13 protein-coding genes and 1 pseudogene are annotated in these 15860 nt (G+C 63.6%); 10 read left to right on the top strand and 4 right to left on the bottom strand.

Annotation, left to right across the window (positions count from 1 at the left end):
- Positions 1-27: 27 nt before the first annotated feature.
- The 5 genes from ACKWRH_RS32920 to ACKWRH_RS32900 all read left to right on the top strand — a co-directional run bounded on the left by ACKWRH_RS32920 (position 28) and on the right by ACKWRH_RS32900 (position 4944).
- A complete protein-coding gene (locus ACKWRH_RS32920; protein ID WP_445216903.1) occupies positions 28-969 on the top strand; it encodes an ABC transporter permease in 942 nt (313 codons plus the stop codon).
- Positions 966-1838, top strand: coding sequence for an ABC transporter permease (locus tag ACKWRH_RS32915; RefSeq protein ID WP_445216902.1), 873 nt, complete (start codon positions 966-968; stop codon positions 1836-1838). The genes ACKWRH_RS32920 and ACKWRH_RS32915 overlap by 4 nt, the downstream gene beginning before the upstream one ends.
- A gap of 251 nt (positions 1839-2089) precedes the next feature.
- The gene (locus ACKWRH_RS32910) at positions 2090-3169 is read left to right on the top strand and encodes an AI-2E family transporter (protein ID WP_445216901.1); all 1080 of its coding nucleotides are present in this window, start codon (positions 2090-2092) and stop codon (positions 3167-3169) included.
- Between the two features lie 178 nt (positions 3170-3347).
- Positions 3348-4460 carry an acetate kinase gene (locus ACKWRH_RS32905; RefSeq protein ID WP_445216900.1) on the top strand — a complete coding sequence of 371 codons (1113 nt, stop codon included), beginning with the start codon at positions 3348-3350 and terminating at the stop codon, positions 4458-4460.
- 40 nt (positions 4461-4500) lie between these two features.
- A complete protein-coding gene (locus ACKWRH_RS32900) occupies positions 4501-4944 on the top strand; it encodes a potassium channel family protein (protein ID WP_445216899.1) in 444 nt (147 codons plus the stop codon).
- Positions 4945-5139: 195 nt separating this feature from the next.
- Here ACKWRH_RS32900 and ACKWRH_RS32895 read toward each other — a convergent pair whose 3' ends face one another.
- Entirely contained in the window at positions 5140-5823 is a 684-nt protein-coding gene (locus ACKWRH_RS32895; protein WP_445216898.1) for a helix-turn-helix domain-containing protein, read from the bottom strand.
- 233 nt (positions 5824-6056) lie between these two features.
- On the opposite strand from ACKWRH_RS32895, the gene ACKWRH_RS32890 reads away from it, so the two are divergent.
- Entirely contained in the window at positions 6057-6680 is a 624-nt protein-coding gene (locus ACKWRH_RS32890) for a response regulator transcription factor (protein ID WP_445216897.1), read from the top strand.
- A 53-nt stretch (positions 6681-6733) separates the two neighbouring features.
- Positions 6734-7225 (top strand): response regulator transcription factor, encoded by a 492-nt coding sequence (locus tag ACKWRH_RS32885; RefSeq protein WP_445216896.1) that lies wholly within the window; start codon positions 6734-6736, stop codon positions 7223-7225.
- A 13-nt stretch (positions 7226-7238) separates the two neighbouring features.
- Here ACKWRH_RS32885 and ACKWRH_RS32880 read toward each other — a convergent pair whose 3' ends face one another.
- The 3 genes and pseudogenes from ACKWRH_RS32880 to ACKWRH_RS32870 form a co-directional block, all read right to left on the bottom strand.
- Positions 7239-7823 (bottom strand): invasion associated locus B family protein, encoded by a 585-nt coding sequence (locus ACKWRH_RS32880; RefSeq protein WP_445216895.1) that lies wholly within the window; start codon positions 7821-7823, stop codon positions 7239-7241.
- Positions 7824-7845: 22 nt separating this feature from the next.
- A complete protein-coding gene (locus tag ACKWRH_RS32875; protein WP_445216894.1) occupies positions 7846-8733 on the bottom strand; it encodes an alpha/beta hydrolase family protein in 888 nt (295 codons plus the stop codon).
- Positions 8734-8744: 11 nt separating this feature from the next.
- Positions 8745-10434, bottom strand: a pseudogene (locus ACKWRH_RS32870) (aspartate:alanine exchanger family transporter).
- A gap of 137 nt (positions 10435-10571) precedes the next feature.
- On the opposite strand from ACKWRH_RS32870, the gene ACKWRH_RS32865 reads away from it, so the two are divergent.
- From ACKWRH_RS32865 to ACKWRH_RS32855, 3 genes are all read left to right on the top strand, one after another.
- On the top strand, positions 10572-11252 hold the full coding sequence (locus tag ACKWRH_RS32865) for a YoaK family protein (protein ID WP_445216893.1): 681 nt from the start codon (positions 10572-10574) through the stop codon (positions 11250-11252).
- Positions 11249-12952 (top strand): SulP family inorganic anion transporter, encoded by a 1704-nt coding sequence (locus tag ACKWRH_RS32860; RefSeq protein WP_445216892.1) that lies wholly within the window; start codon positions 11249-11251, stop codon positions 12950-12952. Before ACKWRH_RS32865 ends, ACKWRH_RS32860 begins: the two co-directional genes overlap by 4 nt.
- Positions 12953-13095: 143 nt before the next feature.
- On the top strand, positions 13096-15849 hold the full coding sequence (locus tag ACKWRH_RS32855; protein WP_445216891.1) for a decarboxylase: 2754 nt from the start codon (positions 13096-13098) through the stop codon (positions 15847-15849).
- Positions 15850-15860 lie beyond the last annotated feature (11 nt).

Genomic DNA, 15860 nt, shown 5'->3' with positions numbered 1-15860 from the left:
CGCCCTGGTGAGGACTAGTCTGCCCCGATGAAGACCTTGCTTCTGCGCCGGCTTGCCGTCCTGCTGCCGACCCTGTTGCTGGTGTCGATGATGGTGTTCGGTCTGCAGAAACTGCTGCCCGGCGATCCTGCGCTGGCGCTCGCCGGAGAAGAGCGTAATCCCGAAGTCGTTGAGTATCTTCGGCAGAAGTATCGCTTCAATGATCCGATCCCGGTGCAATACGCCATCTGGCTGAAAGCCCTGGTGCACGGTGATTTCGGCACTTCGGTACGCACCCGATTGCCGATCGGCACCATGCTGGTGGAAAAACTGCCGGTGACCGCCGAGCTCGCGATGCTGTCGATGCTGGTCGCGCTGCTCGTCGGGTTGCCGATCGGGATCTTCGCGGCGCTGGGGCGCGGGACGCCCTTCGACTACGGTGCCAGTCTGTTCGGGCTTGCCGGACTGTCGATCCCGCATTTCTGGCTGGGGATCATGTTGATCCTTCTGTTCTCGGTGAATCTCGGTTGGCTTCCGGCCGGAGGTTTCGTTCCGCTGTCCGAGAGCGTGGGAGGCAATCTGCTTTCGATGCTGATGCCCGCCTTGGTGCTCGGCACGGGCACCGCTGCGATCATGATGCGCCATGTCCGCAGCGCGATGATCGAGGCGATGAAGCAGGACTACGTGCGCACCGCCCGCGCGAAGGGCGTCCGCGAAAGCACCATCGTGCTGCGTCATGCGTTGCCGAACGCGCTGATCCCCGTGGTCACGCTGGGCACACTGCAATTTGGCGAACTGCTGGCCGGCGCGGTGTTGACGGAGCAGGTCTTTTCCATCCCGGGTTTCGGCAAGATGGTCGTCGACGGCGTGTTCAGCCGCGACTATGCCGTGGTTCAGGCGGTCGTGCTCTGCACAGCAGCCGTATTCCTCCTGATGAGCCTGATTGCCGACGTGGCCTATGTGCTGCTCAATCCGAGGCTCAGATCATGAGCTCGATTGAGACGGTGCCGGTCGCAAGTCAGGCGCGCGCCACCGCTCCTTCGGAAATTCGTCGCCTGTTGCGCGAACCATCCGCCGTCATCGGGGCCACGATCATTCTGTTCTTCGTCGTGCTGGCGGTGTTTGCCTCGTGGATTGCGCCATACGATCCAAACTCGCCGGACTGGATGGCGATTCGCGCGGCACCCGGTGCGGCACACTGGTTCGGCACCGACGATCTCGGTCGGGACGTGCTCTCACGCGTGATCTTCGGCACGCAAGCCTCGCTTGCCGCCGGCATGGTCTCCGTGACGGTCGCCGTGCTGATCGGCCTCCCGTTTGGCCTCATGGCCGGCTATTTCGGCGGCCTCACCGACATGGTGATCTCGCGCCTCGCCGATGCGCTGCTCGCTTGCCCGTTTCTGGTGCTGGCGATTGCGCTCGCCGCGTTCCTGGGCCCCAGCCTGCAAAATGCGATGATTGCCATCGGCATTTCCGCCGTGCCCGTTTTCGTTCGTGTTGCGCGTGCCGAGACGCTGGTCGTCTGCACCGAGGATTACATCGCGGCGGCCCGGTCCCAAGGGCTCGGCCATCTCGCCATCCTGACCGGACAGGTGCTGCCGAACGTGCTTGCGCCGACGATTGTGCAGGCGACGCTTACCATGGCGATTGCAGTTCTCGCCGAGGCGAGCCTGGCCTTTCTGGGGCTTGGCCAGCTTCCTCCGGCCCCGTCATGGGGCGCCATGCTTGACGTTGCCAGGCAATTTCTCGGCGAGGCGCCATGGATGGCCTTCTGGCCCGGCCTCGCGATCATTGCGCTCGTCATCGGCTTCAACCTGATGGGTGACGGCCTGAATGATGCCCTCAATCCCAGGCACTAGGTGGAAGACGAGCCTGTCCGCTGAGGGACTGCGCAGCGTGGCCTAGGGCTTTTTGATTTCAGGCGGCAGAGCAAAGCCTGTCTCGTCCGAGCGTTGCAGCGCGCAGATCCGATGACGCAGGTCGATGACGTGCTCGTCGTAGACTAGAGCGTATTGGCGCGAGCATTGGGCGCGCTGTTGATCTGTATCAAGCCCGCCGCGGGATAGAAGCCGCTAGGTTTCCTGCAGGAGCGTTGCCCGAGACACAGGCCTTGAACACCCCTCGCCAGTATCTGTTTGCCGATGGCATCATCCAGCTCGTGATCCGGCTCGGATTGCTGGCGCTGGTGATCCTGTGGACTTTCCTGATCATCCGCCCCTTCGTCCCAATCCTGGCCTGGAGTGCGGTGCTCGCAGTGGCGTTCTATCCAATCTTCGGCTGGCTCGCCAAACGCCTCGGGGGCCGCCCGCGCACCGCCGCGTTCATTCTCACGCTGGTTATGCTGGGCATCGTCATCGGTCCTGTGGCCTGGCTCGGCATGAGCGCAGTCGACGGCATCAGGGATCTCGCGGGCCAGATCAGCAGCGGCGATCTGGCGCTTCGGGAGGCGCCCGAACAGATCAAGAGCTGGCCGCTGATCGGCACCCAACTCTACGATCTCTGGACCCAGGCCAACAGCAATATTCGCGCGGTGCTGAGCGAAGTGGCGCCGTATCTGAAACCGCTTGCCGGGATGATGCTGTCGTTCGCGGGCGATGCCGGTGTCGGCACGCTCCAGTTCCTGCTGTCGGTATTCGTCGCCGGCTTCCTCTTTCCCCACGGTCCGCAGCTTGTCGGTGCGGTGCGCGGCTTCCTGTTCCGGGTCGTACCGGAGCAGAGCGAACATTTTCTGGAGCTCGCCGGCGCGACCATCCGCGCGGTGTCGCAGGGCGTGATCGGTGTCGCAATCGTGCAGTCGCTATTGGCCGGCATCGGATTCAAGGTCGCAGGCGTCCCGAGTGCCGGCCTGCTGGCGTTCGTCGTCCTGTTGCTGTCGATCGTGCAGATCGGCCCCTTCCTCGTTCTCTTCCCCGTGGTTGTCTGGATCTGGATGGACAAGGACGTGACCACGGCACTGCTCCTGACCGTCTTCTTCGGCGCCGTCGGCCTCCTCGACAACATCCTGAAGCCCATCGTCATGGGGCGCGGCCTGACCACGCCGACGATCGTGATCCTGATCGGGGTGATCGGCGGAACGCTCGCGCACGGAATCATCGGCCTCTTCATCGGGCCGATCGTCCTGTCGGTCGCCTGGGAACTCGCGGCGGCCTGGATTCGGAACGACCGTGCCGTTGCGCCGAAAAGGCCGTAACAGACCTGAATCTCCGCACGCATCACCTTGACCTAAGTCAATCCTCTCGACTCCCGATGCGCCTTGATTGCGCGAAGGCAGATCTGACCTCAGGCATGTCGATGGCCCATCAAACGTCGCAGCGGGATTGCGTATTCGGGCAAACGTCCCCGGCGATGACGGCCGTCGACTGACCGCCATGGATGCGATCCTTGCCATCGATGCGAATGCAGGGGGCGTGAACTTCCAGCTCTTCTCCGTACGAGGCGAGGGGAGGCTGGAACAGCAAATCAAGGGACGGCTTGACGGGCTCGGCAGCCATCCGCGCCTCAGGGCGAGCGGGGCGAACGGCGATCCGATGGCACACCGCACCTATCAGAACGACGACGTCGGTGACGTTCCGGCGGCAAGCGCGGTTGTCGACACCTGGCTGCGGGACGAATTGGGAATCCACCTGTTGGCCGTGGGACATCGCGTCGCTCAGGGAGGACCGGATGACGCCCAGCCGGCCATGATCGATGACGCCGTGATGGCGCGTCTGGAACGGCTGATTGCACTCGCGCCGCTGCTTCAGCCGCATAATCTTGCGCCAATCCGTATCATGCAGGCGAATCATCCTGCGCTACCGCAAGTCGCCTGCTTCGATACTGCATTCCATCTTGGCAAGGTGGCGGAGAGCGGCAGCTATCCTATTGTGCATCAACTCTGCGCAGGTGACGTAAGACGTTACGGGGCTCACGGTCTTTGCTACGAGTCGATCGCACGAGCTCTGACGCTTGAGGCCCCCCAGATCGCCGCGCGCCGCGTGATCGTTGCGTGCCTCGGCGACACCAGCTCGATGTGCGCGCTGAAGGAAGGCCGCAGCGTCGAAAGCACGAATGGATTCTATACCTTTAGCGCGTCGCCGCCGGACTATTCCGCAGGCGAAATCGATCCCGGCGACGGGTTTCTGCTCACCAATCCGAGTGACGACGGCGCGGCGGCTCGTTCTCTACGAGCAGAACAGGCCGTCGAGCACCTCGCCTACTGCGCCGGCCTCAACGCCGGCCTGCTTGCGGCCGCGCTGGAGGGGCTCGATGCCTTTGTTTTCACCGGCGCGATCGGCCAAGGCTCGACAGCGATCCGCGCGCGCATCGCCGAAAGGCTGAGCTGGCTCGGTGCAATACTGGATGCGACGGCCAACGCCCATAACGCACGGCTGATCTCGCGCCGCGATAGCCGTATCCCTCTCTACGTGCTCCCGTCCGACGACGAATTGACCATCGCGCGGCACACGTTGGCGCTCTTGCTGAACGGGCCGTCGTCACATTGAGGCAGCTTCCCGGAAAGCTGAAAAGGATTGGCGGCGCGCGATGCTTCTTCAATTCCTGGTCGGTACGCTGGTCAGCGTGATCAATATCGGCATCCATGCGCTGGTGACCATCGTCGCCGTCGGGATCGCCCGCGGCGCGGGCCTGCGGCAAACCAGGAGACCAAGAGTGCACCTGATGGGTGTCATGGTCGCGACAGCCGTGGTGTTGCAGGTTGCGCATACGCTGGAGGTTCTGGCATGGGCTCTGATGTATGAAGTTGTTCAGGCCGCCGCACCGGGCAGTGATTTGCTCTATTTCGCCTTCGTCAACTACACCACGCTCGGCTACGGCGATATCACGCCGGTGCGCGAATGGCGCCTCATCGGCCCGTTGACGGCCATGAACGGTGTCCTGCTGTTCGGCTGGTCGGCCGCCATCCTGTTCGAGGTCTTGCGCAAGACACTCGAGCACCTCGGCGTAACCCGGGCGCCTGGCCTCAAATGATCCTGATACCGATGGAAGCTTCGGTCAGAGCCGAGCTCACCCCAGGAAAAGGATCATGGCCGTGAACGCCACCGGCAGCGTCCCGAACAAAACGACTGCGATCCGAAATACGGTCTCGTTCCACATCGGGAGAGTTTAGCATCGGACGGAACCGGTGTGATGTGCAGTTTGTGCCATTCGCCGACGGCGGCCTGTTCAAGGCTGCAGGTCGAGGCTTGCAAGCTGGTGCCGATCCAGCAGCACGATCTGGCGCTGGGTGTTACCGACGAAGCCGAGGGCGCCGAGCTCATGGAGCCGTGACAGCGCGCGGGATACGGTCTCCAGCGTCAGGCCGAGGTAATCGGCGATATCGCGCCGCGACATCGGCAGCGCCATGACGCCGGACGCCGTCAACCGCCCGTCCATCTCGAGCAGGAACGCCGCGACCCGCTCCAGCGAGGTCTTGCGTCCCAGCAGCAGCATGTGGTCTTCCGCATGCTGGAGGTTGTTCGTGGTCATGCTGAGCAGGTTTCTGGCGACCATCGCATCACTTTCGGCCACCATTTCGAGGCTTTGCCGTCTGACCAGGCGCACCGTGGTGTCGACGATCGCTTCCGTGGTGAAGCGGTGCTCGCTGCCGTTCTCGAGGCCAAAAATATCGCCGGCGAGGTGAAAGGCGCCAATCTGCCTGCGGCCGTCCGACAGCAGCTTGTAGCTTCGCACCGCACCAGACGTCACCTGATAGACATATTCGGCAGGCTCTCTCTCCCCGTAGATTTCGCTGCCCTTTTTATAGGTAAATTGGCTTAAACTGACGAGCGCATTTGAATCGCTGGTCATGCCGAGGTCGCGAAGGGAGTTGGGACGCGGCGTGGAATCCGTTGTGATGCGAACGAACATAGGCCAACTCCTCAGCTCATCGCCGAATTGGTCTGTCGGACGAAAACTCTCGTCGCTGGGAATGCGCCGCGCTGTCCCACTCCCGCCGAAGTTGATTTACGACTAAGGCGGCATTCTCATCCATTGTCCCAAGGTTCATTGTACCAAGGGACAGCGTGGACGCCTGTTGGGAGGTTGTTGCGCGGATTGAGAAGTTGCCGTTGGTGGTTGGCGAATTCAGCAAGAGGTGATGCGTGCCCGGCCTTGTTCACGTGGTGGACGACGACGATTCCTTCCGGACGGCGATCGCGCGCCGGCTGAAGCTCGCCGGCTACGACGTTGCGACCTACGCGTCGGCACAGGATTTGCTGGATGCGGCGCCTGACGACGCGCAGCCGGGATGCATCCTGCTCGACGTGTGGATACCGGGGCTGAGCGGCCCCGACTTGCAGACCCGATTGATCGCGTCGGGCTCGACGCTGCCAATCATATTCCTGACCGGACACGCCGACACGCCAACCACGGTGCAGGCCATCAAGGCCGGCGCGGAGGATTTCCTGACCAAGCCGGTATCCTCCGAGCAGTTGATCGCTGCGATTGAGCGCGCGCTGGCGCGCCAGCGCGCCGCGCAGGCACATCGCGGAAGGCTCGAGACCTTCCGCATTCACCTCGCCACATTGACGCATCGCGAGCGTCAGGTGTTCGATCTCATCGTCCGCGGCAGGATCAACAAGCAGATAGCGCATGAGCTTGGAACCACCGAACGCACCGTGAAGGCACACCGTCACCAGGTGATGGAGAAGATGCAGGTTCATTCGCTCGCGGAGCTCGTTTCGATCGCGGAGCGGCTTGGAATGCTCGATACGAGCGACGACTAGCTGATTTGTCGTCACGGCACAGTTCCCGCGGTGTGACTTCCCCAAGAGACAATATGAAATTCGTTGGTGCGGTGTCATGGAGGGCGGTGGTTTGCCTGACCCGCAAGTGGAAACCAGGCGAATTCAATATGGCCAGAGCCGCCGCGATCAGTCGTTCGGCTCGAAGGGGCACTTCCTTGTCAGAGCGTGGCTCTGTTTTTGTCGTCGATGACGATCCGTCCATCCGGACCAGCTTGAACAGGCTGCTCCGCGAGCATGGCTTTACCGCGACGCTCTTCGACTCCGCTCGAGCTTTGCTCGATCACGACAGCTTCGACCAGGCGATCTGCATCGTCCTCGATATCGACCTGAACGGAAGGTCCGGCATCGACCTGCGCCGGCAACTGGCAGAGGAGGGCGTCACCGCGCCGGTGATCTACATCACCGGAAACGACAGCTCTGCGAACCGCGCTGCCGCGGTCGCGTCCGGATGCATTGCCTATCTGGTCAAGCCATTTACGGCCCAGTCTCTGATCGAATCGGTCGCGCGTGCGTCGGCTGCCTAATGCAGCATGCCGCTCATTCGTCGACATATTGCTCCAGCGTCCTGGCCGGTGCGCCCTTGTGGACGGACGCGAACTGCGCCAGCGGCACCAAGGTCGTCAATGCCAGAAGGTTTGAATCGACGACCTCGAGGGCAAGTGTCTTCCCTGACTCCATCTCCTTGATGATCGCGGGAGGCGCGACGTCGGCCGCAATGCAGGCGTTGGTCAGGCACCAGCTGTAGGGGATGCGGAGGGGGCTGCCCTGGTCGACAGTCAGCTTCGCCGGCTGTTGCAGGTACATGCCGACGGGCACGAAGAGTTGCAGCCGTGCCGAGGGAGTGCCTTCGCGCTCGATCAGGTCCACGCGAACAGCCGTCTGGCCGGTTGGAAACTTGCCGGTGATTGAGGTCCGGCACAGCGTCGGCGCACCGCCTGCCTTGAAGCAGAGCTTCTGCCAGTCTCCGTAGACGATGTCCTTTGCCTCGCGCTGGCCGCGCGTCGCGACCTCGGCGGGCTTGTCGGCCTGCGCGGATTTCGGCGCCGCGATGCCGGCACATGTCGCGCTTCCGGCGACCGCGACGACCAGCAGGCCAGAGAGACAATTGCGGGGACTTGGCATGATGTGCCTCCGAGCCTGAACTCTATTTCTGCGCGTCGAGGAACTTCGCCACCAGCGGCGACCACAGCTGGATCGCGTCCGGCGAGCCGATGAAGAAATGGCCCTCGTTGCCGAAGGGCGGCATCAGATGATATTCGGCGCGGCCGCCAGCCGCCGTGAACGCTGCATGCATGCGCTTCGACAAGTCGGGGCCGAAAAACGTGTCGTTCTCGATGTAGATCCACAGCATCGGCACCCGCGACGTGCTGCCGAAATCCGCGGTCGCCTCGACCAGCTTGTCGGGTGCGCAATTGTTGTTCGGCTTGCCGCCGACCCGCCCGCCGCGGCCGGCGGCGAAGGTGATGATGGCCTTCACCTGTGGTGGGTTCACGCTGGACAAGGCGATTGAAGCCCAGCCTCCGGCGGACTGGCCGACCACGATCACGTCCTTTGGAATGATCCGTTTCTCGGCGGCCATGTAGTCGATGATCCAGAGATCGACCTTGGCGACTGCGAGGCCCGCATCATGGAAGTTGGGGTTCGTGCACTTTCCGACCTTGGAAAAGAATGGCCCATAGAGCGCGCGCTCGGGAATGTCGATGGCCGCGGCGCCATAGCCGCTGCCGACCGGTGCGACCACGAGATAGCCGCGCTTGGCGAACCACTTTGCAGCGTCGCGGAATTCCACCAGCGGGAAGAAGCTCCGGTCGGTCGGATTGAGAGAGACGCCGTGGTTCATGATCACCAGAGGGAAAGGGCCGTCGCCGACCGGGCGCACCAGATAGGCGAACATCGGCAGCGGCAGTGGCAAGGCCCAGATCTCCTCCTGGATTCGGACCTCGTCCTCGGCCCGCGTTGGGGCGGTGAGCGAGGCCAGAGCGAGCAGGGTGGTCGCCAGGGATCGGAGCGTTACAGCCAGAAGCGAGCGCATCGCGATCTCCTTCAGCCCGTATAGGTGGCGGCAACGACGATGGGGCCCAGCACCGTCAGCACGACATTGCCGACCGCGTAGGGCACGGCGACGCCGAGCACCGGCGTCTTGCTCTCGGCGACGTCGCACGCGCCGGTGACGGCGGCATCGACGGTCATGGCGCCGGCCAGAGCGCCGCAAGTCACGACGGGATTCATGCGTAGCACGTAGTATGCGACGAGAGTGCCCGACGACGAGCGGGACCAGCGTGACGACGATGCCCATGCCGACCAGCAGCAAGCCATGAGCCTGGATCGCCGACCAGGCAGCGAGGCCGTTGCCGAGTCCAATGGCTGCGATGAAGCCGCCAAGGCCGAGGTCGCTCAGTGTTTGCTGTGCCGCCGGCGGCATCGCGCCCATGTTGGGTTTGCGCGAGCGCAGCCAGCCGCAGACGAGGCCCGCGATCAGCGCGCCGCCGCCACCACCGAGCGTCAACGCGACCGCGCCGACCTTGAAGCTGGCGAGGCCAGCCAGGAGACCGACGGCGATGCCGGCGGCGAGGAAAGCGATGTCGGTCCGGTCGCTTGCGCTCAAGGCGTGGCCGACCTGCGATGTCGCGCGCGCGATATTGCCGGTGCTGCCGACCAGCGTCATGACATCGCCGACATAGAGCCGTGTTTCGGGCCCGAGCGGTACCTCCCGACCCATCCGTGTCAGGGTGCGCAGGAAGACGCCGCGTGCGTTGTCGCCGACGATCTCGGCCACTTCCCTAATCGCGCGGCCGTGCAGCTTGCGGTTCTCCACGAGTATCTCGATCACGTTGCCGGGCAGACCGCGCAGCAGCTCGTCGGCGTCGACTTCCAGACCAATGACGGGCTCTGCGGCGACGATGGCGGTGGTCGGACCGGTCAGGACGATGTCGTCGCCTTCCTCGAGCATCGCGTCGCGACGGGGCGCAACGTCGGTGCCGCGGCGAACGATCCGCTCCACGATAGTGCGACCGCCGATCTCCGTCTCGACGGCCTCGACCGTACGGCCCGCGGCAGCCGAGACGCGATAGGCGCGGGCCTGGAATTTGCGATAGGACAGGTTGTCCGTCTTCGCGGGGGCGCCGCCGGCCAGCTCCGCCTCGAGCTTTTTCGCCTCTGCTTTCAGATCGATCCCCATCAGACGCGGCGCGAGGAAGGGGACGAACAGCAGCGTCAGGATGTAGCCAAGCACATATGTCACGGCATAGCCGGCGGCGATGTTGGCCTCCTGCTGCTTCAAGACCTCGTCGGGCAATCCGAGCTGTGCCAGCGCGCCCGATGCGGTGCCAATCACGGAGGACTGTGTCAGCGCGCCGGCAGTGAGGCCCGCGGCCGTTCCGGTGTCGAGCTTGAACAGCTGGGCGAAGATGAGCACGAGAACGAGGCCCGTCGCGCCGATCACCAGCGCCAGCACGACTTGGGCCAGCGTCCGCACGCTCAGGGACGCGAAGAACTCCGGCCCTGACCGATAACCGATGGTGAATACGAACAGGCTGAACAGCACGGCCCGGAGGATCGGCGGGAAGGTGAAACTGCCGAGCTGTCCGATCAGGACGGACACGATCAGGACGCAGGCTGTCGTCCCGATCGAGAACCCATGAATCTTCTGGCGGCCGAGAATGGTGCCGAGCGCAACGGCCAGCAGCAGGAATATCTCCGGTGCGGTGGTGATGATCCACCTGACGGCGTCCATGGTCACATATCCCCCGGCGCTTTGCGCTGGATTTGATTTGCAGCGGGAGAAGATTGCTTGATCCAGATCAAGCCTCGGCGGAGGCGAGGCGATGCCTATGACATGATGAAGAGTTTGCGACAGCCCTTATCGCCGACATGAGCACCCTCGACGTCGCAGCCGGCACGATTCGCCGCGACGAAACCGTCGAGATCGTATTACTGCTCGCCTTCGCCGGCGGCTATATCGATGCCTATACCTGGATCATCCACGGCGTGATGGCGAATGCGCAGACCGCCAATCTGATCTTCCTCTGGGTCTATGCGATGGCCGGCGATTGGGCGAAGGCGTTTCACTTCGTGCCGCCCATTCTCGCCTTTGCGGTGGGTATCGTGGTCGCCGCATGGCTGCGCCGCGCCGTCGGCGGACGGGCCAGCGTGATCAGCACGTTGGTCGAAATCCTGCTCTTGATCGCGGTCGGTATTTTGCATAACCGGCTACCAGATCTCGCCGGAACACTCGGCATTTCATTCGTCGCCGCGATGCAGGCGGCGATGTTCGTCAAGGTCGAGGGCACCGTTTGCAGCACGGTGATGATCACCGGCAACATGCGCCAGGCCATCGAGAACGTCTTCGCGGTCGTGTACGGAGGCGCACCACTCGGGACGGTGCGCCGGTCCGGCATCTTCTTCGCGCTGTGCGCGGTGTTTGGCTTCGGCGCCGCCGCCGGTGCCTACGCCACCAAGATCATTCCCAACCTCGCGCTCGGTTTTCCCGTGATCGCGCTGCTGATCGTCCTGCTGCGCTGCGAAACGACGCCTCGTGAGGTGACCGGATGAATTCGCCTCCTGAAGCGAGCTGGATGCGTTTCTTCCCACCGTTCGGCTGGCTCGCGGCCTATCGGCGCGAATGGCTGCCATCCGACGCCGTCGCTGGCATCACGCTCGCTGCCTACGCGATCCCGGTGTCGCTCGCTTATGCCGCGCTCGCCGGATTGCCATCGCAGATCGGGGTCTACGGCTACATGCTCGGCGGCATCGGTTATGCGCTGCTCGGCTCTTCGCGCCAGCTTGCGATCGGCCCGACCTCCGCGATCTCCCTGATGATCGCCGCGACCGTCGGCGCGCTCGCCGGTGGAGACGCGGTGCGCTATGCGCAGATCGCAAGCCTTGCGGCGTTTGCCGTGGCGGTGTTGTGCTTCATCGCCTGGCTGTTCAAGCTGAGCGTGCTCGTGCGCCTCGTCAGCGACAGCATATTGGTCGGCTTCAAGGCGGGGGCAGGGCTCACCATCATCATGAGCCAGTTGCCGAGCCTGCTCGGCGTTGCTGGCGGCGGCCACAATTTCTTCGACCGCGCCATCAAGCTCGCCGGGCAGCTCGGTACCACCGATCCGCTTGTGCTCGCGATCGGCGCGGTCGCACTACTGCTGCTCTTGCTCGGCGAGCGGCTGCTGCCAGGAAAGCCGGTCGGCATCACCATCGTCGCACTCGCGATCGTCGTAGCGACGGTGCTGGGTCTCCCGTCTCTCGGTGTGCCCGTCACCGGGAAGATACCCGAAGGGTTGCCGGCTCTGGCGATGCCGACCTTCGGCCTGCTGGAATTCGACGATCTGTTTCCGCTTGCCGCCGGTTGCGTGCTGCTGGCCTATATCGAAGGCGTCTCGGCGGCCCGCAGCTTTGCCGCCAAGCACGGCTACCCGCTCGACGTCCGACAGGAGTTTTTGGGTCTTGGCGCCGCGAACCTCGCGGCCGCCTTTGGCCATGGCTATCCCGTCGCAGGCGGCCTGTCGCAATCGGCCGTCAATGACAGCGCCGGCGCCCGGACGCCGCTGGCGCTGGTGATTTGCTCCGTGATGCTGGGGCTTTGTCTTCTGTTCTTTACCGGTCTCTTGACCAACCTGCCCAAGGCAGTGCTCGCGGCCATCGTCTTTGCCGCGGTCTACAAGCTCGTGGATGTGCGCGCGCTGCTGCGGATGTGGCGGGTCAGCCGGATCGACTTCTACGCGGCGGCGATTGCCTTGGTATCGGTGCTGCTGCTCGGCATTCTCCAGGGCGTCCTGCTGGCAGCAATTGCGTCGATCTTCCTGCTGCTGGCGCGCGCCTCGCGGCCGAATGTCGCGTTCCTTGGCCGATTGCCCGGCAGCGGCCGCTATTCCGATAGCGCCAGGCACGAGGACGTGGAGCCACTGGCCGGCGTTATTGCATTCCGCCCCGAAGCATCGCTGCTCTACATCAATGCCGAGACGATCCTGGAGACGGTCCTGATCGCGCTCCGGAGGTCGCCAGGCATCCGGCTGGTGGCCTGCGACCTTTCGGCGTCGCCCTACATCGATCTCGCCGGCGCGCGCATGCTGCACGAACTCTACGACGAACTTGCCTCCCGCGATGTCCGCCTTTGCATCGTCGGCGCGCATGCGCAGCTGCGCGACTTGTTGCGCGCCGAAGGGTTGGCGGAAAAAACCGACAGCGGCCAGTGGCTGCGGTCGCTCGACAGCGTCTTGGGCGACGATCCAGCCAATACCGCGCAACGAACGGTCTGACGCCTCGGTATTGCGATGCAAAGGGCATCGTCCTGTCCGTCCGCTAATCAGAATGCCCACGACCGTTGACTTGGATCAATGGAGCGACCGGCCCCGCACCCACGATCCGGCATCACCTTTGCCCAAGGGATCGGGAGAGCCGCATGCCCAAAGAAGCCAAGCCCGCGCAAAAGCGCATCGATCAGTTCTTCTCCGGGCCCGGCGGACGGGCGGACAACTGGCGCGATCTGGTGGAGGCCGCGAAGGCGTGGGTGCGTGGCGGAGATCGCGCGAAATATGACACTGCGCTGGCCGATCTCTCCATAACGGAGGAATTTCACGGCTATCCCGGCCTTCACCTCATGGCGGCCCTGCGGGACGCGGCCGCGGCCGGCGATGCGGCGGGCTCACTCGCCCTTGCGGCACGGATGATGCAGGCCTTGACGACGAGGTCGTTTCGCCAACATGCCGGCGACGGGAGCGCCAATGACGATGGCAACGGTGACAACCCCGATCTGGTGCCGCAAATGTCCGGGCAGCATGGCGCGCGCCGTCCCTATTTCGAGACGCTGATCGTCACCGGCCTCTCGTCCGGCAATTGGCCCGCGCTCGCCAACGAATGGCGCAAGCTGCGGCGGCCGCTCGATCCATTCGTCTATGAGCCGGTGATCGTCGGCAGCCTCGAAGACGCGTTCTGCGCCGCCATCCTCAACCCCAATCTCGCAGCCGTCGTCATCAACGAGGGCTTTGCGCTGCGCTCACGCCATGACGCGCCGGTGCTCCGTACGATGACTTCGTCGGCCGGATTGAACGACGAGTCCGATGCCTCGGCGCTGCGGCTTGCCCACGTCATCAAGCGGGTCCGTCCCGAACTCGACCTCTATCTGATGTCCAATCGCGACGTGGAGGCGATGGCCGGAAATCCCGAGGCCGATGTCGTCCGCCGCATCTTCTATTCGGTCGAGGAGCTGCTCGAGCTGCATCTCTCGATCCTGGAAGGTGTGCAGGATCGCTACGACACGCCGTTCTTCGACAATCTGAAGAAATATGCACAGCGTCCGATCGGAACGTTCCATGCGCTGCCGATCGCGCGCGGCAAATCGGTCTTCAAGTCGGACTGGATCCGTGACATGGGCGAATTCTACGGCCTGAACCTGTTCCTGGCGGAAAGCAGCGCGACCACCGGCGGCCTGGATAGCCTGCTGGAGCCGACCGGCAACATCAAGAAGGCGCAGGACAAGGCGGCACGCGCGCTTGGCGCCGATCGCGTCTTCTTCGTCACCAACGGCACCTCGACCTCGAACAAGATGGCGGTGCAGGCGCTGCTCGCGCCGGGCGACATCGCGATCGTCGACCGCAATTGTCACAAGTCGCATCATTACGGCATGGTGCTGGCCGGCGCGCAGCCGCTCTATGTCGAAGCCTTCCCGATGACGGAATATTCGATGTACGGCGCCGTGCCGCTGAAGACCATCAAGCAGGCCTTGCTGAACGCCAAGGCCGACGGCCGGCTCGACCGCGTCAAGTTGCTGGATCTGACCAACTGCACCTTCGACGGCCACATCTACAACACCCGCCGGGTGATGGAGGAATGCCTCGCCATCAAGCCCGACCTGATCTTCCTATGGGACGAGGCCTGGTTCGGCTTTGCGCGCTTTTCGCCGTTCCTGCGGCGGCGCACCGCGATGGGCGCCGCCAACGCGATCGAGGCCTGGATGCGCGATCCGAGATCGGTCGCAGCTTACGAAGCCCAACAAGCCACGCTCGGCAAGAACCCCTCGAACGAGGTGCTGCTCAAGACCCGGCTGATCCCCGATCCGCGCCAGATACGCTTGCGCGTCTATCAGACCAATTCGACCCACAAGTCGATGTCGGCGATCCGTCAGGGCTCGATGCTCTCGGTCAAGGACGTCGAATTCCACACGGTCGAGCAGCAGTTCAAGGAGGCCGTCTTTACCCATGCCTCCACGAGTCCGAACCAGCAGTTGATCGCGAGCCTCGACGTCTCGCGGCGCCAGATGGAGCTGGAAGGGTATGGTCTGGTGGCCAATGCGATCGAGATCGCGCTTGCCATCCGTCACGCCGTCAACGCCAATCCGCTGCTCTCGAAATATTTCCGCATCCTCGGCGCCGACGCCATGGTGCCGGCGCAATATCGCCAGAGCGGCTTCACCGATTATCTGGCCGCCGGCGCGAACTGGGCGAGCGCTCTGAAGAGCCTGGACGAGGATGAGTTCTGTCTCGATCCGACCCGCATGACACTGGTGTGCGGCACCGCCGGCTACGATGGCACGCAGTTCAAGGGCATCCTGGCGAACGACTACAACATCCAGGTCAACAAGACCTCACGCAATTCGGTGCTGCTCCAGTCCAACATCAACAACACCCGCAGCGACGTCGCACATCTTGTCAGGGTTTTGGCCGAGATCGCGGGTGAGGTTGATCGCGGCCTCGCCCGAGGCGGTGCCAATGCGAAGAAGACCTTCGAGGCACGGGTGAAGAGTCTGATGACTGACGTGCCTGATTTGCCGAACTTCTCGCACTTCCACCAGAGCTTCCGTGGCGATGCCGGCAGCAAGACCAATGAAGGTGATATCCGCAGCGGATTCTACGCGGCCTACGACGCGGCGGGATGCGAATATATCAGGCTCGCTGATCCCGAGATCGACCGCCGCCTGAAAGCAGGCCCCGACCTCGTCTCCGCCAGTTTCGTGATTCCCTATCCGCCGGGCTTCCCGATCATGGTGCCGGGTCAGGTGATCACCCAGGAAACCATCGACTTCATGCGCAAGCTCGATGTGAAGGAGATCCATGGCTACGACGCCAAGGAAGGCCTCAAGCTCGTGCGCGCCGAAGCCTTGGCGAAGATCGGCAGGCCCAAGCCCGGCGCGCAGCCGAAGCTGAAGGCCGCCTCGTAAAAAGGGGACGA

The organism is Bradyrhizobium sp. Pa8 (assembly GCF_052588265.1).
The sequence above is the reverse complement of the archived record's forward strand: the minus strand, read 5'-3'. Positions and strand labels throughout refer to the sequence as shown.

Coding starts and splice junctions, on each gene's coding strand:
- ACKWRH_RS32920 (WP_445216903.1), top strand. CDS start 28: ATGAAGACCTTGCTTCTGCGCCGGCTTGCCGTCCTGCTGCCGACCCTG.
- ACKWRH_RS32915 (WP_445216902.1), top strand. CDS start 966: ATGAGCTCGATTGAGACGGTGCCGGTCGCAAGTCAGGCGCGCGCCACC.
- ACKWRH_RS32905 (WP_445216900.1), top strand. CDS start 3,348: ATGGATGCGATCCTTGCCATCGATGCGAATGCAGGGGGCGTGAACTTC.
- ACKWRH_RS32900 (WP_445216899.1), top strand. CDS start 4,501: ATGCTTCTTCAATTCCTGGTCGGTACGCTGGTCAGCGTGATCAATATC.
- ACKWRH_RS32895 (WP_445216898.1), bottom strand. CDS start 5,823: ATGTTCGTTCGCATCACAACGGATTCCACGCCGCGTCCCAACTCCCTT.
- ACKWRH_RS32885 (WP_445216896.1), top strand. CDS start 6,734: ATGAAATTCGTTGGTGCGGTGTCATGGAGGGCGGTGGTTTGCCTGACC.
- ACKWRH_RS32880 (WP_445216895.1), bottom strand. CDS start 7,823: ATGCCAAGTCCCCGCAATTGTCTCTCTGGCCTGCTGGTCGTCGCGGTC.
- ACKWRH_RS32875 (WP_445216894.1), bottom strand. CDS start 8,733: ATGCGCTCGCTTCTGGCTGTAACGCTCCGATCCCTGGCGACCACCCTG.
- ACKWRH_RS32865 (WP_445216893.1), top strand. CDS start 10,572: ATGAGCACCCTCGACGTCGCAGCCGGCACGATTCGCCGCGACGAAACC.
- ACKWRH_RS32860 (WP_445216892.1), top strand. CDS start 11,249: ATGAATTCGCCTCCTGAAGCGAGCTGGATGCGTTTCTTCCCACCGTTC.
- ACKWRH_RS32855 (WP_445216891.1), top strand. CDS start 13,096: ATGCCCAAAGAAGCCAAGCCCGCGCAAAAGCGCATCGATCAGTTCTTC.